Source organism: Streptomyces sp. NPDC050703 (assembly GCF_040654435.1).
In the GTDB taxonomy this organism is placed as follows: domain Bacteria; phylum Actinomycetota; class Actinomycetes; order Streptomycetales; family Streptomycetaceae; genus Streptomyces.
The window spans coordinates 26,988-49,169 of sequence record NZ_JBFAHX010000016.1; the positions used below are offsets into that span (position 1 = coordinate 26,988).

Sequence of the window (22,182 nt, forward strand, 5' to 3'; positions counted from 1 at the left end):
GCGGACTGCTTGATGAGTCCAGAGCCGTTCGATGGCGCCGCCGTACGCCTGCCCGGCCAATCCTTCCCTCTTGAGGAGGAGTGGCAGTGGGAGTACGACCACTGCGACCACACTCGCCACTCGCTCTGTAGCACCAGACCCACCAGCACGGCTCCGTGCCACTGGGTGGCGACAGGCCCGGTGAGTATGGGATGCCGATGGTGACCGGGCCACCACGCGGCCGGGTGTGGTGGCTCCGGGACGGATGCACCGCACCCTATGCGGGCGGGCGGTGCTGGCGATGAGATACAAGGTGTGCGGTCACCGGGGCAGACCACAACGATCAGCAAGTGTGCGCAGGCCGCTCCTCAACACATCCGGTTCCCGATAGGGACGGTTCTCGCCAGTGTTCGGGGGTGGCGCAGGTCTGCACTCCGACTCGGTGGAGCCATCTCTCATCGTCGATTCTTGCTTCGCATCAGCAGCGCTACGAGGACGATCGCGAAGATGACGAAGAGGATGACGAAGACCGTCGCGCCTCCGCCCGAAGCCCACATCTTGGCCAGTTCGATCGACGATTCCGAGTCCTGGTGCATGTTTCCCTCTCCTTCGTGGAGCCCGGCCGGAGTGCCGCTCCGGCCGGGCTTCCGTGTTCCGTACCTTCAGCGGTGCCGCTCCGTTGGCGGCACCGCCTTACGAGCCGATCAGTCCCGCGGCATACGCGATGCCGAAGACTGCCAGGAGGCTTCCGACCACGGCGAAGACGCCGCGGTTGTAGCGGCGCATGGCTGAGCCGCCCGTTGTGCCGAAGATTTCCCTGGAACTCGCGGCGCTTCCCCTGCTCAGCCTCTTCGCGAAGACCGCGAAGCACAGGCCGAAAACGGCCACGAATACTCCGACCGCTACCCTCATCTCGCCTCCTGCCGGGTGCCTTTGCCGACCCGATCTCTGAAACGTTGCCTTTAGAAGGTGTACTCGGCTGTGCCCGAGCACTTTCCGGTGCTGCCGCCGGTCTCCACCCCGGCGTCCACGCTCTTCCCGTCGGTCGAGGCGGTGACGCTGCCGGGACCGACACCGCACGAGACACCGACCGATCCGCCGCTTTCCATGTCACCGGTGTCGGCGGACAGGCCCCCGCTCACTCCCGGGGTTCCAAAACCGAGGCTGAGCGTGGGCTTGGCCTCCTTGCCGTCGGTCTTGCCGCCCACTCCGATGCAGACCCCGAAGCAGACTTCGCCCGAGATCGAACCCGTGATCAGCCCGCTCGGGTCGATCCGGTTGACCGGGTCGCCTTCGGCGTAGAGGTAGGGGTTCTGTTCCTGGCCGGAAGGGTCGGGGCTGTTGAACCGGCCGACGTTGGGGTCGTAGTACCGGGCCGCGAAGTGGTACAGGCCCGTCGGGTCCTGGTAGCCGCCGGCGAACCGGTAGGGCTGGGTGATCTTCTCACTGCCGGCCGCGCGGGTGACGCCGCGGGGGCTGTAGGAGTAGTCGTTGACCTTGGTGCCGGACTCGTCCGTGATGGCGACGACGGAGCCGATCGCGTCAGTGAGGTAGAAGTACGTCTTCCCGTCCCGGGTCATGGAATTGAGTGTGCCCCCGGGTTCACGGTTGAAGCCGGTGTCTTTCCCGGCAATCGAGGTGGCCGACAGGCCCAGCGGCCCGTTGTGGAAGTAGGTGTCACCGAGCTTGATCCGCTCGCTCTGGTCGGTGGAGCCGTACTGGCCCGCGTAGGTTGTGCCGCCCACCGTCAGCGAGGTCAGCTGGCTGTGATCCGACCACTTCTCGCTCGTGCGGGTGCCCTCCGGCGTCGAGGCACCCGCCGTCTCGTTCCCCTCGGCGTCGTAGGACCAGTTCGTGGAGGAGCCGTTCTTGGCGGTGATCTGCTGGGCGTCGTTGATGCTGTAGGTGGTGCCGCGCGGGCAGCCCTTCTCGGTGCCCTGGCTGGTCAGGTTTCCGGCCAGGTCGTAGCAGTACTGCCAGGAGGAGTTGAGGGCCGTGCCCTTGTTCTCCGCCGCGTAGGAGAAGCGGCCCGCGCCGTCGTAGGTGTAGGTGGTCTTCGTGCCCGCCACTGTGTCCGTCTTGGTGCGGATCTTGGCGCCGTCGGTCTTGGCGTCGGTGCCGTAACCGTAGGTGTAGGCCAGGTCCACCAGGGTGCCCTTGGACGACTTGGCGGTGATCTTCTCGGGGCGGCCGGACTTGTCGACGGCGACCGTCTGCACCGTGCCGCCGGGGTAGGCGGTCTCGGTGCGCACGTCATTGCGGTTGTACTGGTACGTCGTCACCCGGCCCTGCGGGTCCTTGAACTCCTTGAGCTTGTTGACCTCGTTCCAGGTGTAGTCGGTCTTGCCCGCCGGGTCCTGGTAGTAGTCCACGTTGCCCGCCGGGGTGTAGGCGAGCAGGGTCTGGGAGCCGTCCTGCAGGGTGCGGACCGTCTCGCGCTGGAGCGGGTCGAACTGGTACTTGACGGTGCCGGTGGAGTCGTCGCGCTGGCGCAGGTTGCCGTCGCCGTCGTAGTGGTAGCGGACCGTGTCATTGGTGGTCGAGACGGCCGTGATGCGGTCCAGGTTGTCGTAGGTGAAGACCTTCTTGATCCCGCGGCCGTCGGTGAGGGTCTCGGTGCGGCCCAGGCTGTCGTAGGTGTAGGTGGTCTCCCCCAGCGGCTTGGGCGGACTCACCTTGGTGAGGTTGCCCCGGTCGTCGTAGGTGAAGGCTGTCTTCACCGTCTTCGAGGCGGACATCTTCGTCTCCGCCGTGCACCGCTGACCCTCGAAGCCTCCGCAGGTGGGGTCGGCCGGGTTGTAGGTGTAGGAGACGCTGCCGCCGCCCGTGCCGGTCTGCGCAACCGACTTGGTGTTGCCGGCCGTGTCATACGTGTACGAGGTTTTCTCGCCGTCGGCGTTCGTGGAGTCCTTGGGCTTGTCACCGCCGGCGATCGTCTGCCAGCTGGTGACCGACTTCCCGCCGGTGGGCGACTTCATGGACTCAAGGTTGTTGCGGGTATTGAAGCCGTAGTCGGTGACGTTGCCGGGCGTGGTGCCGGTGCCCATCGCGTCCGTGGCCGTGTCGATGTTGTGGTTGGCGTCGAACTCCGTCTTGCGGTTGCGTTCCAGGGCGTCGGTGACGTCGGTGACCTGGCCGTCGCCGTCGTGCTGGTACTTCGTGGCGTGCTTCTCCGGGTCGGTGACGGTCGTCGTGCCCGCTGTCGTGGGCGTGTCCGCGCTGTAGGCGTAGGTCCAGGTGGGGCCGGTGTGGCCGGAGCCGTTGAGCTCGGTGGCGCGCAGCATGGAGGTGACGCGGTTGGCTTGGTCGTAGGTAAAGACGGTGACGCGGCCCTCGGGCGTGGTGATCTTGGTGAGGCGGCGGGAGGAGTCGTAGCCGAAGGTGGTGGTCTTGCCTTCGGCGTCGGTGGTCTTGTGCAGGTTGCCTGCCGGGTCGAGGTCGAAGACGGCGGTGCGGCCGGAGTTGTCCTTGGCCTGCCACTGTGAGGCGTCGGTCTTGAGCAGGTCGATCCAGCGGCCGGAGCGGGTCTCGGTCAGCTTGAAGCCCTTGTGCTCGCTGCCCTGGTCGTGCTGGGTGACGGTGATGGTGCCTTTGTTCTTGTCGGTGACCTTGGTCAGGGTGCCGTGCTCGTTGTAGGTGTCCTTGGTGTGGGACTTCCAGTTGGTGACGGTGTAGGTGCCGTCGGCGTTCTTCTTCAGCTCCTTGGAGTAGCCCTTGGGCGTGGTGAAGGAGCCGTCGGCGGCCTTGTCGAAGCGCAGGGTGTCACCGGAGGCGTCGTAGAGGACAACCTCGTCGTCGAGGATCTGCAGGTAGCGCTCGTACTGCTGCCACCAGCGCTGGGAGACCTTGCCCCAGGGGGCGTCGAGGGAGTTGTAGGTGCGCGCCAGAGTGAGCTGCTGGCCCACGCCCGCGATGGAGAAGTCCGTCGCGGTGAGCATCAGGTTGCCGGTGGAGTAGTCGATCCGGGCCGTGAGGGCGTCCGTGATCGCGAAGTCGCTGATCTTGTGCCAGGGCACGTTCCCCTGGCCCTCGGGCACATACGTCGTAGTCGCGGGCGTCGCGGCGCGGGCCGCGCGTTTCGTGGCGGTCTCGCCGCCCTGGGCGCGCATCTGCTGCGCCGCCCGCCACCGGGCGACCTCTTCGGAGGGCTCGGCCTCCGCCTCGGGCTTGGCCGGCTCGTTGGAGCCGACCTTCACCTCGGGCATCGTGAAACTCGGGGCGTCCTTGCCCCACGCCGAGCCCGGTTCATCCGCCGCCATCGCGCCCGCGGTTGGCAGCAGGGACAGGGTCAGGGCGCCGGCGGCCAGGGCCGCGGTGGTGGCAAGGCGGGTTCTCTTCCGGGCACGCTGGACGCGCGCACCGGCGGTGCGTTGCATCAAGGCTTCCCCCCACAGGAAGACGCATCTCGCAGACCCCAGTGGTCACGAGGCGCACACAAGGTGCCACACGATCCGCACAGGAAACGCCGCAGTGCCCTCGAACATTTGCGTCACACGGCCCGGAATCAGCCCATCCCTCCGACCGGGCGATCACGGACAAATCCTATGGAATGGATTGGCTACGCATGTCGCCATCCATGCTGTTCGCATTCACGTGCGTTCTGACTGTGACTGAAATCGAACGGTGCAGTGCTCTTGCCCCCATAGGTCTATGCAGTGCGGCGCCTGGCTAGCCATCAAGTCGTCGATTGGCGGGCCGCGCATCGTCTGCGGGCTCAAGGGGGCGGAGGTCGACGTCGGCGAGGTGAGGGTGCGTCTGGCCGACGAGCTGGTGACCTGCTACTTGTTTCCTTCGACGGCTGGACCAAGACCTTCACCGACCCTCGCCTCTGCGCACCTTCAACGGCATCATCCAGCGAGACCAGCACCGGCTCCTACTGCCTCGCCAGCGCCCGCGTCCGGGCCGAAGAACCAGTCAAGGCCGTCTGACCATCGCGGGCTCTTGCTCGGTGGTCCTCCGCGCCGGAGGGCGGAGGATCGTCGCCGGTACGTACTTCCTCGGTCAGGTCTGGGTGCTTCGCCTCTACCAGGCGTCCCAGAGCACACCATGACGGTGGCGGACCGGCGGGATATCTGCGTCGCCAAGGTCGTGGCCAGCTCGGTGCAGCCCGCGGACCCGCTGGGCTTCGAGTCGCCCCTGGAGCCGGGCGCGGCCCTCGGCTGAAGCGATCTCGCCGGAGAACGATCCCTTCCTGCAGTACAGCACCATCCATTGCCAAGAGGTGGTCCGGTGCAGCGTCTTCGCCGGGGCGGGGCGACGGCCTTCACGGGCTGCTTGGGCCAGTCCAGCGCTCGCGTAGCGCAGGTCATACAGGAACGTGGACTCCGAGGCGCCCTCTCGGCGACGGAGCCGACTGGGAGTCGTGCGGACAGTTCGGGACATCAGGGAGCCTCCGTAAGGTAGCTCTGGGCTTTCCAGAGGTACCTACGGCGGGTGCGTAGTGTGCGTAGTGGTCAGCACCCAGCTCCCTTCGTCGGGCGGGACGATCTACCAGCAGCACAGTAGTCGCGTGGAGATGTGGAAACCGAGGTTTTCCGCTCGCCCCTGCTGCCGGGCCAGGCCGCTCCAAGATCCTTCACGGAAGACCAGCGTGCGGGTCGGGGATGGCCCACGGGAGCCCCGCCCCCCTCGGATTCCTGGCCTGTCACCGCGCGGAGGAACGCGGACGACGAGCGGCAGATCTTGCCGCGGCCCATCCCCAGAGACGGGCCACCAGGCGGGTCGCCACTCGGTGGGCTCCGCTGTCCAGGACGAGAGGGGGTTCATCCTCGACGGGGAATACCGGGCCCCCGGCGATCACCCCACCGCGCACAGCCGAGCTGGACGGCTGTGCGGCAGTGGGTGCGGAGCCGCAAGCTCGACCACGTCACCGGCAATGCCGTGCTCCCGCAGGGCGGCACGCACCAGAGGGTGGGCAGTGGGCTCGGCGGGTGAAGTGGGGGATCAAGTTCCGTCCCGGGGGCCCGCGTTGGCCTTTATGATCACTGCGGGTCTCCAGGGGAGGGACCAGTCTCACCAGGGAGGGAACATGTCTGACGTTTCCAGGCGGTCACTGCTGGGCTACTCGGGCTCGGCGGCGGCAGGCGCGGTGCTCGCCTCGGCGGGTACGGCTCATGCGGACAGCGACAGCGGCGGCATCAGCACCGGCGCCAAGGGGGACAATGGCGCACAGAGCACCGAGGCCGAGCCTGCCCGGGCGGCGGCGGTGGCGTTCGAGCCGGGCACCCAGTTCTCCGGGCGAGCCCAGCACACCTCGGGGTATGCGGAGGTGTCGATGACCTTCAGCATCCGGCACGAGGAGACCTCCGGCCAGCAGGAGATCACCCCTGCGGAGGTCGCAGAGGCCCTCAACGAACTCGCCGCCCGACGCGGCTGGCCGCGCATCACCTTCTACGGGACGCCGCCCAAGGCCCCGCTGAACTGACCCACGGCGCCGAACGCCCGCTGCCCGCGTGGCCATCGGGTGGTCGTCTGACCTGGGTAGGTGGATATTCGAAGCAAGCACTACGCGGAAGCGAGGGTCACGAAGAACGGCATGGCGAAGAGGAGGTGGCCGGCCTCGGCGCGTTGCGCTGCTCGGCGAGCCACTTGGTCTTGAGTCGTTGGCATGGTCTTGGGCCGGGGAGATTTCACGAACGAGGAATGGGCCCGGCTGATCAAGCACGCCCTCCCCGAGCCGAAGAACCACCGGGCCCGCCGCAAGCGACGCGGTAGCTGCGGCGGCCAGCCCACGGGAACCGACAAGCGCGCTTACCTCTTCCACGGCTCCGTCACCGTCGCTTCGATCCGGCTCCGGCTCCGACTCCGACTCCGCTCGTGATCCGCAGGACTAACGTCATACGGGAACCTGCGGCACGCAGCCTGCCGTCAGCCGGCCACGGCCTCGATGACGGAGAACGGTGCCGCGTCCGTGAGTGGAGTGACCGAGGTGAGGGACAGGCCCGCGCGGTGGCACACTTGCTCGAAGTCCTTGCGGGTACGCTCTCTGCCACCCAGGTTCACCAGCATGTTGAGGTCGCTCAGATAGGTGATTCCGCCGTCGGTGACGTCGGCTTCCACGCTGGTGTCGACGACTTCGGGAAGGACGGGCTCCACGATCAGGACGAGGCCGCCGGGCGGCAGCGCCTTGCGGCAGTGGCTCAGGATCGTGACCGCCTGGTCGTCCGTCCAATCGTGCAGGATGCTCTTCATCATGTAGAGGTCCGATCCCTCCGGGACCGAACGGAAGAAGTCCCCGGCGATCAGAGAGCAGCGCTCCTTCAGCCCGTGCAACGCCATCGTCTTCGGCGCCTCGGCCAGGCCCTGCGCTGTGTCGAAGACCGCACCGGTGAGGCCCGGATGCGCGGCGAGTACGCCGGCCAGGAGGGTTCCGTCGCCCCCGCCGACGTCCGTGACCGCCGTGAACCGGTCGAAGTCGAAGGCGTACGGCAGCGCGGCGGCGGTCTCCGCGACGGCTTGGCTCATCGCCGCGTTAAAATCCGCGGACAGCTCGGGGTGCTGGGCGAGGTGGCTGAAGAAGTCCGTGCCGAAGACGGCGTCGAACGCGGCCTCGCCGGTGCGGATGCTGCCGTCCAGGTGCTCCCAGGCGCGTACGATCGCCGGGTCGGTGAACATCCTCACGAACGAGGTGAGCGAGTCGGGGCTCCCGGGGTCGAGGAGTGCGCCCGCGGGGGTCACCGAGAAGGTACCGGGGGCGTGCTCCCGCAGCAGGCCGAGCCCGGTCAGGGCGCGCAGCAGCCGCGTCATGGACTGGGATTCAGCTCCGGCGTCGACAGCCACATCGGCGGCCCGGCGTGGCGTATCGCCCAACAGCTCCACCACCTTCAACCGGACCGCGGCGCGCAGGGTTTGCGCGGCCATGTTCCCGAACGCGAGCCGGACGATCAGGTCGCGGTCGGCCACGCCTGCTGCTTGGACATCGGTGTTCGCCACAGGTGCTTTCCTATCTTCGTATGGTGGTACGTGCATGAACCGGCCTGGGCACTCGGGCGTGTGGCCGGTCTCCTCGGTGTGGGCACGGGTCAGTCGGCGGACGTCGTGCTGTTGGCCAGAGCGATAGGCGTGCACCCGGCGAAGGCCAGCACGTCGCGATGGAGATGGGGCTGGTCGGCGTAACCGCAGGCCAGGGCGACGTTGCTGGCGCTCTCGCCCGCGCAGAGTGCTCGGGCAGCGTGGTCGAAACGGACCAGCATGGCGGCACGCTTGGGGGTGAGGCCGATCTGGGCACTGAACCTGGAGCACAGTCGCTTGCGGCTCCATCCGCAGGACGCGGCGAGGTCACCGACCCGTATCCGGCCTCGACGGGCCACGATGGTGTTCCAGGCGGCGGCGACCTCAGGCGACATCGACGGCGCCCCCGCAGCCCGCTTTGCAAGGAACTCGTCCGTCAGCGCTAGGCGTTCCTGCCATGTCGTGGCGTCGGTCAATTGCTCGCGGAGGCGTCGCTCGTGCCTCCCCCACAGGTCTTCAAGGGCGGTGACAGACCCGTCCAGTTCACGCGGGGAGACGCCCAGCAGTGCATACGCGGCCCGGGGTGACAGGGACACTTCGACACACTCGACGCGCTCGCCACGGACGCGGGCCGGACCGGGCGACAACGAGGCAACGAGGCTCCGCATGGGCTGGTGCCCTGTGGCGCTCTCCACCGTGACCAGGTTGCCCCCGAGCCCGATGACGACGATCACGGTGGGCTGGGGCAGGACCTGCATATCCAGCCCGGCGGCGACGCGGTCACGGAATCCGGTCATCCGAACGCCGCCGAGCGCTGTGCCGCCGAGGGGGCGGGCGACCTCCCAGCCGTTCTCGGCATCGCGATCCATGGAGGTGGCCCCCACTTCGTTTCTGCGCATGCCCCTACCGTTGCCGACTTCGGTAGCCCTGTCTTGTACGAAAGTTCCGTGGCTTCACCCAACGGATCAGACGGTTTTCGCTGGGCGAAAGACCGGCCCGGCGAGGGAGGCACCGGCAATGGCCTGGTCGATCGCGGAGGTGGCGCGCATGTCCAAGGTGACATCGCGGACGCTACGGCATGACGACGAGGTCGGCCTGCTGCCGCCCGCATGGTTCGGAAGCAACGGGCACCTCTATGGACTCGTCTCCGAGTGGCAGGGACGATCGCTGATCATCACCAGCAACAGGGCGCCCAGCGACTGGTATCCCCTCTTCACCGCTCCCGTTGTCGCCGAGTCCGAGTCCCTCCTGGACCGGCTCATCAACACCAGCCACCAGGTCATCATGAACGGACCCAGCTGCCGCCCGAATAAGCGGTCCATGCCCCCACCGACAAGACTAAGTAGGAAAACCGGTGGACGTCCTCGGGATACTGCCGTCATGGCCGTCACTCGGCAACTCACCCGCGTCCCGGCGGAGTATCTCGCCTCCTGCCGCCAGTCAGCCGACGCATCGCCGGATGGAGATCCTCACTGCGATCCACCGTCGGCGGTCGTAGGGCAGCGCCAAAGCCATCAGGTCGACCGAGGCAGTCAGCGCCGGCCAGGGCCAGTCTGCTGCCTCATGGCCGGAGTACCAGATCAGGCCCTCATACCGGTCCAGCAGCCACCGCTTGCACTCCACCGCCTGCAAGCAGCCGAGCCGGGCAGACGCACTCGCACCTGCCCGGCCAAGTCGTGGGCGCTGCCACCGCGCTGCACGCTACTTCGTGGGACAGTGCGGCCTCCCGCTCCTCCTGGTCCAGCCGGTCTCGGACAGAGAAGGGTAGATTCACCAACGGCACACCCGCAGTGCCTCACCACCCGACCGGGGCTGGAAGGGCCAAAGGGCTGCGGTTAGACGTCTCGAACGTATCGATGAGAACAGACGGCGCCGAGAATTCGCTGCAAGGACTTGTCACGCCGACCGCAGGAGCGGGGCCTGTGCGATCCGGTTGCGGGCGCCGGAGGAAAGGTCACGCACGGGCGATGACTTTGCTTCGGAGCAGGAGTCTTCCCCATGAACACTGAACACCCGTGCCGGACGCCCACCTGTTCCGGCCCGGGAGATGGAGTCCACGATCCGTGACAGGAGACCTGCCCGTATGACTGATCCGAAGCTGATAGCTGCCCGCAGCCGTGGAACCGGGGTCTGGCCCTTGATCCGCACCGAGCGAGCGGCGCTGGCGGCCGACGTCGGGGATCTGACGGCCGAGCAGTGGGTGACGCCTTCGTTGTGCTCTGGTTTGACGGTGCGTGAGGTGCTGGCGCATCTCACCGCGGGCGCGAGCCTGAACACCGTGCGCTGGCTGGCCGGAGTGATCCGCTGCCGGTTCGACTTCGACAAGCAGGTGGCCATGCGGCTGGCCGAGCAGCTGGGCACGACTCCGGCTGAGACCCTCGAGCGGTTCCGGCATATCGTCCCGAGCATGACCAAACCTCCCCTGCCTGCCATTGCCATGCTGGGCGAGACGATCGTGCACGGAGAAGACATCCGGCGCCCGCTGGGCGTCCGTCGTGACTATCCGATCGAGGTCGTCACGCTGGTGGCCGAGTATTACCAGGGCTCGGATCTCGTAGTTGTTGCCAAGGGACGTATCAGTGGACTGGAACTCGTCGCGGACGACGGCCCGTTCACGACCGGTTCCGGACCTCGTGTGTCCGGCCCCACCTTGGCGTTGGTGATGGCCATGACCGGACGCGCGACGTACTGCGACGACCTCGACGGCGACGGTGTGGAGCTGCTGCGCAGCCGCTGCGGGCCGGCGTGAGGCGCGGGGTGTACTTGCAGGCGTGCTTGCCCTTGGAGCCGCCGGGATCTCTGGCGACCTGTTTGCCGTGCCGTCGACGGTGATCGGGCAGCGGTTGGGACTCACTTCTTCCGTTCGGAGCCTCAATAAGTCATCTGTCGCGTAGGAGCTGTCCGTGGCCCTCGGGGTGCTCGTTCATGGCTGTGATCTAGCTTGAGATGCTGGTTGCTGCCCCCCCCAGCCGTCTTCACGGGTGAAGGGTGGCTTGCTGCCGCGCCCCTGCAAGGCGGGCCAGGCTGATGCGACTGTCCGTCCGGGCGACGAGTTTCTCCGCGGCCGGCACCACCGTCGACGGGCGGGTGGTCGGCCGGGAGGTATCGAGCGCCGCCACCGGGGGTTCACTACGGCTGCGGTCCAAGGCCCGCGTTGCGGGCCCGGACGATCGCCGCGGCACGGTCGTGGACCTGGAGCTTGGAGAAGATGGCACCGACGTGATTGCGCACTGTCTTCTCCACGAGGCAGAGCCGCTGCGCGATCTGTCGGTAGGGGAGGCCGGCCGCGAGCAGATCGAGGATCTCGCGTTCTCGGGCCGTGAGCGTCGGGAACGCCTCCTTCGCCGGTGCACTGCCGAAAGCAGCGAAAAGTGCGCTCAACCGTTCCGTCATCTGCGGGCCGAAGACCGCGCCGCCCCGCGCGACCGTGTGCAGGGCTTGCAGGACGTCCTCACGCGGCGCTCCCTTCAGCAGGTAGCCACGAGCACCAGCACGCATCGCCGCCAGGAGGTTGTCGTCGTCCTCGGACATCGTCATCACCATGATGCGCATGTGCGGGTGGGCCATGAGCAACCGACGGGTGGCCTCGATGCCGGAGAGACCAGGAAGGCCGAGATCCATGACCACCAGGTCGGGATCGGTGCGTGCGGCTTCGGCCAGTGCTGCTTCGCCGCTGGCCGCCTCCGCGACCACCATGAAGTGGTCGTCCAGGTCGATCGCGGCTGCGAGACCTTCCCGGAACAGGGGGTGGTCATCCACCAGCAGTACTCGTCGAGTCGGTGTCGGTGTCGGTGTCGCATGGTCCTGGCCGGCCGGTTCGTTCTGGTCGCTCATGACCCTCCTCAAGTCCTCGGCCCTGCCGGGTGAGCGGCAAGGTGGCGTGCACGGTGGTGCCATGAGGGCCCGTGCGCACGCCAGTTGTACCGCCGATCTCCTCGGCCCGTTCTGTGAACGAGGCGAGGCCCGTACCCGGTACGCCCCCGCCAGGCAGGCCGTTGCCGTCGTCACTGACCCTGACGGTCAGCGACGCGGGTGTGACGACCAGACCGACGAGTACGCGGCGGGCTCCGGAATGACGTACGGCGTTGGTCATCGCCTCGGCGGCGATGCGGTAGGCGGCCGTCTCCACCGCGGGGGCCAGAGCGGGCACGGTCGTCGCGGAGTCGGACACGACCACCTGAACCGCCTCGGTACTCAACCGGTGCGCCAGAATCCGGATCGCTTCGAGGAGGCCACGCTCCACCAGGACGGCCGGTGTCAGGCCGGCGGTGATGCGGCGTACTTCGGTCAGTGCCTCGCTGAGTCCCTCGGCGGCTGCCCGCAGATGCTGCGGCGCCGACGACTGCGTATCGACGCACGCCTGAGCAGTGCCCAGCCTCAATTGCACGGCCGCCAGTTGGGGGCCCAGGCCGTCATGGATCTCGCGGCGCAGCCGACGGCGTTCCTCTTCACGGGCCAGTACGAGGCTTTCTCGGGCGGCCTGGGTCTCCTCGACCAGCCGCAGCGCCGCCAGGGCGGGCCCCGCCTGGTCGGCAAGCAGGGACAGCAGGTCGCTGTCCCTCTCCACCGGCGTGCTCGTGCCGTCGCGCGCGACTTCCAGGCGCCCCACTACTTGGCCGTGGTGGCGGAGGGCGAACACTTGTTTAGGGTCGATGACCGGCACTCCTACCGCGCCGAGCCGACGTACACCTGACCGGGTGTCGACCTCGACCGCTGCCCCTGACACACCCAGGTCCTCCACCGCACTGCGGCAGATCTGCTCCGGTACATCCCAGGGGTCGGGGGCCTCCTGCAGTCGCGTCACCAGTTTCCTCATGGCGTGGTGGGGCCGGGCTCTCGAACCGTAGAAGAAGCGCTCGACCCGGAGAGACGACTGCACCACCACGGGCCGGGTGACCCAGCCGGCCAGTAGCGCACAACCCGCGACGGTCAGGGACGCCGTACCGCGCACGGCCGGAAGAGCCGCCCAGGCGACCAAGGCCGCGCTGACCGCCGCGGTGCCGAAGACGGTGAGGACGAACGCCACGGACAATCGGTGGACAGTCGTACGTTGCAGTCGCCAGAGATCGCTTCTGGCGACGGTGAGGCAGATGACGGCGACCCAGACCGTGCCTCCTCCGGCACGGGCGGCCATGGTCCAGCGTTCTGGCCACCACTGGCCGAGCAGCAAGGACACGCAGACGGCGTAGGCGACGGCAAGCAGCAGCCAGCGACGGCGCTCCGCCGCGTCGTTCCCGGACAGCGAGCAGTGGGCCACGGCGGCCGTCACGGCGAGCGCCGCCGCGCCACTCACCCAGTCCACCAGATGGCTCACCGGGCCGATGTGCCGCATGGCCCACTGCGCCGTCGCGGTCCCCGACCACGGGCTGAAGAAGGGCGGCGCCCCCGGCACCCCGAGGAACCACAGGGCCCCATGGCCGGCATGGACGGCGGTGGCCGGCGCGATCACGTACCAGCGACACCGTCGCACGGCGGGTTCGCGCAGGAAACACACGGGAAAGACGAGGACGCTCAAGGGGTGGCCGGCGAGAGCGACAGCCGCCAGCGCGAGAATCGCCGCATCCACCGGCGCCGACCAGTCGCCGATGAAGGCGAGCAGGTCGGACACCGTACGCGGCACGACCAGCACGGCGCCTGCGGCGAGCAGCAGCGCCCCCATGCCTTGACCGGAACGATCTGCGAGGAGCAGCACCCCGATCACCCACACCGGAAGTCCCACCGCCAGCCGTATGACCTCAGCGAGGGTCTGCGGCGGTGAGTAGTGGACAGCACGCCACTGCTCTCCGGACACGGACAGCACCGTCAGCTTCACCACCAGCACTGCCGCGAGCAGCCCCAGCGCCGTTCCGGCCACGCGTGCCACGGGCTTGGTGCGAGGGTGACCGACGACGGCGACCGGCCCCAGTCCCGGCTTCGGTCCCAGTCCCGGTCCCGGCCTCAAGACACCCACAGGCCCCACGGTCCTGGCCCGTCCCAGGAGGGCAGGCACCTGTAATTGGCCCACTTGCCCTGGCGCTTGCCCTGCGCCCCCGCGTCAAGACACCCCGACTTGGAGTGGTAGTGAGCGATCAGCCTCTCCTCGGCCGCAGCCTGGGCAGGGGCTGCCGAGAACGCTGTCATGGCGAGGACGACGCCCAGCACAGCAGCGATCGACCTCATGGAATTCCCCATCATCACGCTCGTTCCTCCACCTTCACCTTCGGTACGCGTTTGCGTTCCGCATGAGGATGAACGACTGATCGGCCGTTGTGTTTCACGTGTTGGCCCACAAGGGCGGCGCGTGGGCCGGAACCCGCTCAGTGGCCGGCCCGCACGATGATGACGGAGTGAAAGGGAGCGAGAGAAGCCTTGCTCTCTCCGACCGGTTCGCCGTCCGCGACCACCCACGCGTGTGCGCGGAAGGGCTCCGCGCACACCCCGGTGTGCCAGTCCGGCCATGTCCCGCCGACACGGCACAGCAGGGCTGTGGCGATGGAGCGAGGCAAGCACCACGGGCCGGCGCAGCGCACACTGGCGGCAACCACCGCCTTGCGGGCACGCAGCGCCTGCTCATGTCCTGCGGGACGGGCCCGGGCGCTGACGAAGCGCAAGACCCTCCGCAGGCCGCCGGGCGAGAGACGGGCGAGAGCAAACGCCACGACGACTGCGCACCGTGCGGTGATGAGGAGACCGAAGGGCGGGCGCTCGGACACTTCGGTGGTGACCAGGCCACTCATGAGATCACCAGGCCGGCATCGCGCAGGCCGTCGATCATGGCCTGTACGTCGCGCAGTGCCCGCTCGTATGCCTTGGGGTCGCCGGGGCGCAGGGCGGCCGCGGCGGTTTCGGCCGTGCCGCCGTCGAGCAGGCACCGCAGCACCCGCGCACCGGCGTCGTTGGCCTGCCAGTACCGGCCGGTCTTCTCGTTGAGGAGCACCGCGCCGTGCTCGGTCTCCGTGTTGGTGACATGAGGGGGAAGGGCGAAGCGCATCAGATCTCCTCGCGGTGCGGTGGGTGGGGCGCCGTTGTGCCACTCCGGTTGTCCCGGTGCAGGGATCGCAGCCAGAGTTCGCAGGCCAGCGTCGAATCGAAGGCCATGAAAGGGCTGGTGTCAGGGTGCAGGCCGAGGAGCAGTCGCCTCAGTGCCACGCGGTCGACCAGACCCATTCCTACGAGCACGGACTCCTCGCACAGTTCGAGGAGGTCGGCCCGGTGCTGACGCAAGCCGCCGTACAGCTCACCGCTGTAGTCGCCCTTGGTTGCGCGGCCTCGCGCGTACGCCGGAAGAACGTCTCGCATGGCGGTCGCGAGCACCGGTTTGTAGCGTCCGGCCGCGATCCGGTCCTGCAGCCGGACGGACATCGCGGCCTCGATGACACGGTCGTCGAGGTAGGGGGCTTCGTAGGAAATCCCGTGACGTGCGGTGAAGCGGGAGGCCCGGCGTGTCATCTCGCCGCAGAGCTGAGCGACGCTCAGCATGTCGTGGTGCACCGGCAGCGGGGCGAGCGGGTCCGGCTCCCCGTCCGCCGCCGCGCGGATGAGGCTGCGTACGGCGCTGACCGCTCGGGGCGTCGCCCACACCGGCATGGCGGGCGGGCTTTCCCACGCGGGCCCCGTCGCCTGCTTCCTCGGCTCCGGGCCCAGGTGGGCGGCGGAGGACCGGAGCCAGCGGGCGTAGGTGCCGCCGGACAGGAGGTAGCCGATGGTGGCGGGCGTCGTCCAGCGGCTCACACTCCTGACGACTCGCACCTGCCGTACCGATCGGAGCGGGTGTGCGCGAGCCAGCGCGTGCGCACATGTGGCACGGGCATGGAACAGCTCGTCCCCTCCGATGCCCTGGAGGTGCGCCGTCGAACCCAGCGCGGCCATCGTTTGCGCCAGATGGTCCAGTTTCGCCCGGGTCCGGATGAGAGGGAAAGGCCCCTCCACGTCCTCGTCGGTGGACAGACACCCGGCATACCAGGCCGGTGCCATGCCGGAATGCTCTGTGACATGCCGTGCGTCAGGCAAGTCGACCGCGCAGCGAGCGGCCCAGATGCCGTCGTCGTTGGAAGGGTCCAAGGGCACGTGGTGGTAGGTGACCAGCCGGGCAGCTCGTGGAGCGGCGAGAAAGCACAGGCTGGTGGAGTCCATGCCGCCGGAGAGATCGGTGCTCACCGTGGCGGAGTGGGCGGTCCGCGTCTCGACTGCCGCTTCGAGCGCCCGGCGCAGATTGTCGGCGCCTTGGGCCAGCGGAACGCTCGGTTCGGGTGGCGTCCACCAACGCACAGCGCGGGCAGCGCTGTTGGCGGACATCAGCAGGTAGTGGCCCTGTGGCAAGGAGGTGACCCCTCGCCACAGGCATGCCTGGGACAAAGGGTGCGGTGCGGTGGGAGAGAGGAGGCGAAGTGCCACGAGTTCCTCATCGGTGGCGGCTCCGCTCAGCGCGGCCACACTCTGCGGCCGGTCGGCGGCCACCGCCACCCCGGCCACGGACCCGTAGAAGACCTGGCACACCGTGGTCAGGCTGCCTTGAGCCCTGACCTGTCCCCCGATGGAGGCGAGCAGGTGGAAGCATCCGTGCAACGAGCGGCTCAACGAGTCGATGTCGGTCACTGAGCGCATCGCCGCGAGCTTGCGGGCGAGTTCGGTTTCGTCGATGCGGGTACGACCGAGCAGGACCACCGCATTGGAGCCGGCGGAGGCTGCGGTGAGTTCCTCGTCGTGCCAGCTCCCGATGACCCAGGGCCGGCCCGAGGGGTGCCTGACCACCTTGTTCCCGTCCCTGTGCGGCAACAGAGCGAACACGGCAGCGGCAGCGGGGTGATCCGGGAGAACGATGAATTCCATGGGGTTCCTTGTCCCAGAGGGGCGATCGACGCGAAGCCTCGCGCCGATCGCCCGGTGTTCTGCTACGTGCCGGACCGTCGCATCAGAGCGCGGTCTCGATCACAGCCACCAGCCACCGAAGAAGTCGATCCAGTGGCCAGGGCGAACGGAACGGGTCAGCTCACGGAAACCGCCGACCTCCACGATCAGCGGCATGTCGTACCCGAGCTTCTCGGACTGCATGGGAGTACCTCTTTCTTTTCGTTGTGCACGGTGGACGAGGTGTGCCGTCCATCCGCCGCCCGTCTGATGCGGACAACAAGAGCATCGGCTTCCCGCTGACCCAGGCACATGAGCCATACGCCATGACCGTCCCGGACCGGCGCCGGGACAGCGGCCCCGCCTCAGCTCGGCTCATACGGTGAGCGGTCCGCCCCGCACGACCTGGGCAGAACACCGTGGCCGCCGCCATCGTCACCGGCACCGTCACCGGCACCGGCACCGGCACCGGCACCGGCCGACTGACCATAGGTCCTTCCACGCGGCGTACGGTTGCATCGCGTCTACCCATGTGCACTGCTCCAGCCAGGACCGGGCCCTCGCTGTACTGCGGAAGTACCGGTTCAGCCGTGCTCCATGACGGCGCGGCCGAAGACCGCGTTGTAGGTGATGCAGCGGCGGCGGTGCAGAAGCTGAGCGAGACGCCTTGTGTTCGTCGACCGGCTCCTGGCCACACTCGTCCATCTTCGTCACGGGGTCACCCATGACGTGCTGCCCAGCACGGCCGGCAAGCTGCGCTGAACATCACCCACGCCCGCCGGTCAGGGCAGGTCAGGCTCCTGGCTGATGGGCCTGCGGTAGAGATCCTCACCGATGCCGGCTACCAGGGACTGGGAGCGCGGACGGTGGCAGATACTGACAGCACCAGCACCAGCACCAGCACCAGCACTGGATGCAGCGGCGCCGGGCGTCTCCTTGCCTCTGGTTACTACCTTGATTGCGTGTGCTTGCCGACCCGCCGTTCATCGCGAGACCGTAAGCGAGCACCAGCCCGTTACACCGATCACGATGCACCGGGACCCGCCTTGGGCGGCCCGACCGCGCGTGCGTGTCGCGACGGCCCGCGAAGGTCGCGAGCACCGTCGGAAGGAGGACCTCGATGCGCGACGGTCGGTGTGGGGACAGCGAGGAGGCCGCTGGGCCGGAAGGTGGTTCCGGGTCGGGCCGGCCCGCGTTGTCGCGGAGGTGGTGGCCGTTGGTGGGCGCTTCACAGCGTAGGTGGTGGGAAGGGGTGCGTACTGTGCTGTGTGCAGTCGAGGCAGTCGCGTTCCTGACCGACACGCAGGCCCTCGCCTCTACGGCGAGGGCCCTCACCGCGGTGGGTGACGTGGTCGTCAACGCCGGCAAGCCTGAGCGACCATGACACCTGGGTCCGGCCGCCAGCGCGGCGGCCGGGCCCCTTCTTCGTTACGGCCCTTCCAGGTAACCGCATTTGGCGGTAGGAGCCAAGAAGTGTCGGTCCGGATGTGAGACCAGCGGCACGAAATGCATTTCGTGCCGAGAGGGAAGGAGGCGGCCCGTGACCGAGGGCGCAGGTTCGTGTCGTGCCTGTGGCCGGGCTCTGCCTCCTGCGCGCAAAGCAGGACGCCCGCGCCAGTACTGTTCGAGCACCTGCCGTTCGGCAGGGCGGCGTGCCCGTGCGCGCGATGCCGCTCTTCTCTCCCGGCGCGGCGGGCTCTGCACTGCGGAACTGGCCGGCCGGCGATGTCCGAAGCCCGCCGAGTACACGCTGTTCGTCAGCGGGGCGCCGTTCCCGTTCTGCTCCGCCTGCTACACCGTGACGGCCCAGTACCTGCTGGATCAGCGCATACCCGCCTCCGAACTCGTGACAGTCGGGCTCGCGGACCCGGCGGAGCCCCCTGCGCCGGTCCCAGGAACGACGGGCAGGAAGAGCGAAGAGCCGGCGCAGTCGGCCCGGCTGCTGCTGGTCGAGGACGACGACGCGGTCCGGGAAGCACTGCGGATCGCGCTTACGCGCCAGGGCTACGAAGTCCTGGCCGAGGCCACAGGACGCGCCGGGCTGCGCAGCGCCTATCTGCAGCGCCCCGACCTGGTCCTGCTCGATGTCATGCTTCCCGACATCGACGGCATGGAGGTGCTGCGCAGACTGCGTACCGTCAGCGACGTTCCCGTCATCTACCTCACAGCACGCAGCGACCCCATCGATGTAATCGTGGGCCTGGAGACCGGCGCGGACGACTACATCGTCAAGCCGTGCCCGCCCAGGGAGATCAACGCTCGGATCAGACGTGTGCTGTACCGCTACCGGGCAGCCGAGCGCCGGGAAGGGAATGTGTACGACGACGGGCTGCTGCGGCTGGACTCCCTGCAGCAACAGGCGTGGACCGCGGGAGGCCCGCTGCCGCTCTCCGGAACCGAGTTCCGCGTGCTCAACCGCCTGGCACGCCATGCCGGAGCGGTACAGCACTTCGGGACCCTGCTTGAGGCCGGCTGGGGTGCCGCGAATCCCGGTGCGCGTGACCGGGTCAAGTTCACCGTCTCCCGCTTGCGTGGCAAGCTCGACGCGACACCGGTGGGCGGCGGTTCCATCGTCTCGGTCCGCGGGATGGGCTACCTCTACCGCTCCCCCACCACACCCGCTCTGCCCCCCTCCCCCAAACCCGTGTCCGTGTCCGTGTCGACTGGGTACGGCCACACGCACGCCCTTCGCAGCAAGTCACCCAAGCCTGACCAGACGGGGCGCGGAAGTAGCTGACCCGGTGGCAGATTGGGAGTGGCGAAGGAACCGTCCGCGGCCTTGTCTGTCGACGGTCGCGCGAGTCCCCAGGGCGAACGTCACGCAATGACCCAGGCGTTCGCCCTGGGGGATGCGGATCAGACCCGTTGTCAGTGGACGTTGCGAGGACGCTTGGCTCGTCGTTTGTCCGAGGAGGTCGGAACGCATCCCGCATGCCGCAGTCCCAGCACGGCTCGCGCCGTTTCCCGCTGGACGCCTCTGCCACCGCCGGTGAGCTGGAGTCAGATCCTGCGAGTACCGAGACGGGTGAGGGTGGCGGCACTTGGGCTGCCCGGCTCCGCCGTGTACATCACCAGCCGCAGGTCTGTGCCGGGCAGCAGCAGGGTCTGGCAATCCAGGTCGAGGTCGCCCACTCGGGGGTGGCGCGTGTGTTTGCACAGCGTCGGTATGGGGCGTACGTCGTGGCTGCGCCAGCCTGCGGCGAAGTCCGGGCTGTGCGCGGCGAACTCGTTGATGCGCTCGCCGAGTACGCGGTTGGCCGGGTACGCGGTTGGCCGGGTAGCGAGCGGTGGCCGTGCGTAGCTGGGCGGCGGACTGCCGGGCGAACTCGCCCTCCGCGCCTGCTGGTGCCGTGCAGAGGGTGCCATTCAGCCAGATGGACAGCCGTACGGTGTTGCGCTCCTCGGCGGGCAGCAGCCCGAAGTCGGTGATCAACGCGGCTGCCGTTCCGTTCCAGGCCACGATGTCCTGGCGCTCGTCGGTCAGGTAGGCGGGTATCGGTCCGATCCGGTCCAGCAGCCGGTGGGCGTCGGCGGGCACCGGCGCCCGATCGGCGTCCGTGCCGGGCGGGGCCTGCCCGGCCAGCCGCGCCAGGTGTTCGCGCTCCGCAGCGGTAAGGCACAGCGCCGTCCCCAGCGCAGCCAGCACCTGTGGGGACGGATGGTCTGCACAGCGATCAAGCCGCGTATCCCCATCAGCGGTTGTGACCGTCACGAGTTCCGGGCGGCCAGGTCATTCGCGGCGTTGGCCCAGGCGGCGGTCCCGGCGTCAGCGGCCCATCGCCGTCTCGCGGTCCATGCGTGACAGCTTCTCGGGATTGCGGACGGCGTAGAGGCCGGTGATGAGGCCGGCGTCCAGGCGGAGGGCCACGATCGTGTCGATCCGGCCGTCACGACGGATGATCAGGGCCGGGTGGCCGTTGACCAGGGTCGGTTGCAGCAGGGCGCCGCTGAGCCTGGCCAGGACCTCAGTCACGTCGGCCACGCCCACCACCGGTTCCACGGCGGCACGGACGACTCCGCCGCCATCCGTCAGGAGGACGACGTCCGGGGCGATCATGTCGAGGAGTCTCGTCAAGTCTCCCGTTTCGACCGCTTGTTGGAAGGCGGCGAGCGCGTCGCGGGTCTGGGACGGGGAGACCGTCTCGCGAGGGCGGCGCGCGGCGACGTGGGCGCGGGCGCGGTGCGCGATCTGACGGACGGCGGGCGGGGTCTTGCCTACGGCCTGCGCGATCTCGTCGTAATCCAGCTCGAAGACGTCCCGCAGCACGAACACGGCACGCTCGGTCGGCGCGAGGGTCTCCAGTACGAGGAGCATCGCCATGGAGACGCTGTCCGCGAGCTCGACGTCCTCGGCCACGTCGGGCGCGGTGAGCAGCGGCTCGGGCAGCCACGGGCCGACATAGGACTCCTTGCGGCGGCGGAGTGTGCGAAGGCGGGTCAGGGACTGGCGGGTGGTGATGCGGACCAGGAAGGCGCGCGGGTCGCGGACCGTGGCATGCTCGACGCCCGACCAGCGCAGCCATGTCTCCTGGAGGACGTCCTCGGCGTCGGCCGCCGAGCCCAGCATCTCGTAGGCCACGGTGAACAGCAGATTACGGTGGGAAATGAAGCTATCCGTTGCCGTGGCCGCGCCCGTGGTCGCCCCCGCGTCAACACCGACGTCCCTGTCCACCATCGCCATCCCGACTTCTGTCTCGCTCCGTGTGGTGCATGTCGTACACGGGACACCGGTGCCCTCGGTTCTGTGACAGCCGCGCCCCGTGACTCATGTCACATCTGCCCCGTGTCACAGGAACGCGGCGACCGGCGCCTCATGGGCATCAGCCACACGATTCCATGAGTGAGGAAGCCCCGATGGAAACCCGTATGAACCTGTTCGACACCGCGCTCGGCACGAAGGTCGGCAAGCGGATCTACGCCGTCAGCCAGGTCATCCAGGAGTCGCCGCTGCCCAAATCCACCCAGGAGTTGGTGCAGCTGCGAGCCAGCCAGATCAACGGCTGCGGCTTCTGCGTCGACATCCACAGCAAGGACGCCGCCGCGGCCGGCGAGGACGCGGCCCGGCTCAGCCTCGTCGTCGCCTGGCGGCATTCCGCCGTGTTCACCGACGCCGAGCGAGCCGCGCTGGCCCTCACCGAGGAAGGCACCCGCATCATCGACGGATACGCAGGGGTCACTGACGAGACCTGGGCCCGGGTGCGCAAGCACTACGACGAGGAGCAGGCTATCGCTCTCGTCTCCCTCGTCGCCATGATCAACGCGACCAACCGGCTCGGCGTGATCCTCAACAACCAGGGCGGGTCCTACGTGCCCGGCAACCTGGCCACTGTCGCCGGTTGACGCACCGAGACCGGCCCCGGCCGAAAGGGCGGGGCCGGTCTCGATCGTGCGGGAGCAGTCGGAAATCGGTCCGGGCCCCCTCGTCAT

General features: G+C 68.4%; 18 protein-coding genes and 4 pseudogenes. 8 read left to right on the forward strand and 14 right to left on the reverse strand.

Features of this window, described 5'->3' with window-relative positions; all coding sequences use genetic code 11:
* Positions 1-434 precede the first annotated feature (434 nt).
* The 3 genes from AB0I16_RS17120 to AB0I16_RS17130 form a co-directional block, all read right to left on the reverse strand.
* On the reverse strand, positions 435-575 hold the full coding sequence (locus AB0I16_RS17120; protein ID WP_363250193.1) for a hypothetical protein: 141 nt from the start codon (positions 573-575) through the stop codon (positions 435-437).
* 97 nt (positions 576-672) lie between these two features.
* Positions 673-867 (reverse strand): hypothetical protein, encoded by a 195-nt coding sequence (locus AB0I16_RS17125; RefSeq protein WP_363250194.1) that lies wholly within the window; start codon positions 865-867, stop codon positions 673-675.
* Between the two features lie 74 nt (positions 868-941).
* Positions 942-4,238, reverse strand: coding sequence for an RHS repeat-associated core domain-containing protein (locus tag AB0I16_RS17130; protein WP_363250294.1), 3,297 nt, complete (start codon positions 4,236-4,238; stop codon positions 942-944).
* A 528-nt stretch (positions 4,239-4,766) separates the two neighbouring features.
* Here AB0I16_RS17130 and AB0I16_RS17135 point away from each other — a divergent pair.
* The 3 genes and pseudogenes from AB0I16_RS17135 to AB0I16_RS17145 form a co-directional block, all read left to right on the forward strand.
* Positions 4,767-4,907: pseudogene (locus tag AB0I16_RS17135) on the forward strand (AAA family ATPase); the annotation flags it as partial.
* Between the two features lie 1,100 nt (positions 4,908-6,007).
* Entirely contained in the window at positions 6,008-6,403 is a 396-nt protein-coding gene (locus AB0I16_RS17140; RefSeq protein ID WP_363250195.1) for a hypothetical protein, read from the forward strand.
* A 225-nt stretch (positions 6,404-6,628) separates the two neighbouring features.
* Positions 6,629-6,799: pseudogene (locus AB0I16_RS17145) on the forward strand (IS5/IS1182 family transposase); the annotation flags it as partial.
* 47 nt (positions 6,800-6,846) lie between these two features.
* Here AB0I16_RS17145 and AB0I16_RS17150 read toward each other — a convergent pair.
* Positions 6,847-7,911, reverse strand: a complete 1,065-nt coding sequence (locus AB0I16_RS17150) for a methyltransferase (protein WP_363250196.1) — start codon at positions 7,909-7,911, stop codon at positions 6,847-6,849.
* 89 nt (positions 7,912-8,000) lie between these two features.
* Positions 8,001-8,828, reverse strand: a complete 828-nt coding sequence (locus AB0I16_RS17155; protein WP_363250197.1) for an AraC family transcriptional regulator — start codon at positions 8,826-8,828, stop codon at positions 8,001-8,003.
* A 118-nt stretch (positions 8,829-8,946) separates the two neighbouring features.
* Between AB0I16_RS17155 and AB0I16_RS17160 the strand changes: the two are divergent.
* Both AB0I16_RS17160 and AB0I16_RS17165 read left to right on the forward strand, forming a co-directional pair.
* A pseudogene (locus AB0I16_RS17160) lies at positions 8,947-9,066 on the forward strand (MerR family DNA-binding transcriptional regulator); the annotation flags it as partial.
* A 946-nt stretch (positions 9,067-10,012) separates the two neighbouring features.
* Complete coding sequence (locus AB0I16_RS17165) at positions 10,013-10,678, forward strand: maleylpyruvate isomerase family mycothiol-dependent enzyme (protein WP_363250198.1); 666 nt, start codon at positions 10,013-10,015, stop codon at positions 10,676-10,678.
* Between the two features lie 380 nt (positions 10,679-11,058).
* Here the strand turns inward: AB0I16_RS17165 and AB0I16_RS17170 are convergent, their stop codons facing one another.
* The 6 genes from AB0I16_RS17170 to AB0I16_RS17195 all read right to left on the reverse strand — a co-directional run bounded on the left by AB0I16_RS17170 (position 11,059) and on the right by AB0I16_RS17195 (position 16,959).
* A complete protein-coding gene (locus AB0I16_RS17170) occupies positions 11,059-11,688 on the reverse strand; it encodes a response regulator transcription factor (protein WP_363250295.1) in 630 nt (209 codons plus the stop codon).
* Positions 11,681-13,783, reverse strand: a complete 2,103-nt coding sequence (locus AB0I16_RS17175; protein ID WP_363250199.1) for a histidine kinase — start codon at positions 13,781-13,783, stop codon at positions 11,681-11,683. Before AB0I16_RS17175 ends, AB0I16_RS17170 begins: the two co-directional genes overlap by 8 nt.
* Before the next feature lie 442 nt (positions 13,784-14,225).
* Positions 14,226-14,645, reverse strand: coding sequence for a lasso peptide biosynthesis B2 protein (locus AB0I16_RS17180; RefSeq protein ID WP_363250200.1), 420 nt, complete (start codon positions 14,643-14,645; stop codon positions 14,226-14,228).
* Positions 14,642-14,899, reverse strand: a complete 258-nt coding sequence (locus tag AB0I16_RS17185) for a lasso peptide biosynthesis PqqD family chaperone (protein WP_363250201.1) — start codon at positions 14,897-14,899, stop codon at positions 14,642-14,644. The genes AB0I16_RS17180 and AB0I16_RS17185 overlap by 4 nt, the downstream gene beginning before the upstream one ends.
* Complete coding sequence (locus AB0I16_RS17190) at positions 14,899-16,737, reverse strand: asparagine synthase-related protein (RefSeq protein WP_363250202.1); 1,839 nt, start codon at positions 16,735-16,737, stop codon at positions 14,899-14,901. Before AB0I16_RS17190 ends, AB0I16_RS17185 begins: the two co-directional genes overlap by 1 nt.
* 99 nt (positions 16,738-16,836) lie before the next feature.
* Positions 16,837-16,959: a lasso RiPP family leader peptide-containing protein gene (locus AB0I16_RS17195; protein ID WP_363250203.1), complete on the reverse strand. Its 123-nt coding sequence runs from the start codon at positions 16,957-16,959 to the stop codon at positions 16,837-16,839.
* A 465-nt stretch (positions 16,960-17,424) separates the two neighbouring features.
* Here AB0I16_RS17195 and AB0I16_RS17200 point away from each other — a divergent pair, with 465 nt between their 5' ends.
* Both AB0I16_RS17200 and AB0I16_RS17205 read left to right on the forward strand, forming a co-directional pair.
* Positions 17,425-17,517 carry a hypothetical protein gene (locus AB0I16_RS17200; RefSeq protein ID WP_363250204.1) on the forward strand — a complete coding sequence of 31 codons (93 nt, stop codon included), beginning with the start codon at positions 17,425-17,427 and terminating at the stop codon, positions 17,515-17,517.
* A 778-nt stretch (positions 17,518-18,295) separates the two neighbouring features.
* On the forward strand, positions 18,296-19,492 hold the full coding sequence (locus AB0I16_RS17205) for a response regulator transcription factor (protein WP_363250205.1): 1,197 nt from the start codon (positions 18,296-18,298) through the stop codon (positions 19,490-19,492).
* A 263-nt stretch (positions 19,493-19,755) separates the two neighbouring features.
* On the opposite strand, the gene AB0I16_RS17210 is transcribed toward AB0I16_RS17205, so the two are convergent.
* The 3 genes and pseudogenes from AB0I16_RS17210 to AB0I16_RS17220 form a co-directional block, all read right to left on the reverse strand.
* A complete protein-coding gene (locus AB0I16_RS17210; RefSeq protein WP_363250297.1) occupies positions 19,756-19,887 on the reverse strand; it encodes a hypothetical protein in 132 nt (43 codons plus the stop codon).
* Positions 19,888-19,972: 85 nt separating this feature from the next.
* A pseudogene (locus tag AB0I16_RS17215) lies at positions 19,973-20,467 on the reverse strand (hypothetical protein); the annotation flags it as partial.
* A 54-nt stretch (positions 20,468-20,521) separates the two neighbouring features.
* The gene (locus AB0I16_RS17220) at positions 20,522-21,430 is read right to left on the reverse strand and encodes an RNA polymerase sigma-70 factor (RefSeq protein ID WP_363250298.1); all 909 of its coding nucleotides are present in this window, start codon (positions 21,428-21,430) and stop codon (positions 20,522-20,524) included.
* Between the two features lie 179 nt (positions 21,431-21,609).
* On the opposite strand from AB0I16_RS17220, the gene AB0I16_RS17225 reads away from it, so the two are divergent.
* Positions 21,610-22,095: a carboxymuconolactone decarboxylase family protein gene (locus AB0I16_RS17225; protein ID WP_363250206.1), complete on the forward strand. Its 486-nt coding sequence runs from the start codon at positions 21,610-21,612 to the stop codon at positions 22,093-22,095.
* Positions 22,096-22,182: the final 87 nt, after the last annotated feature.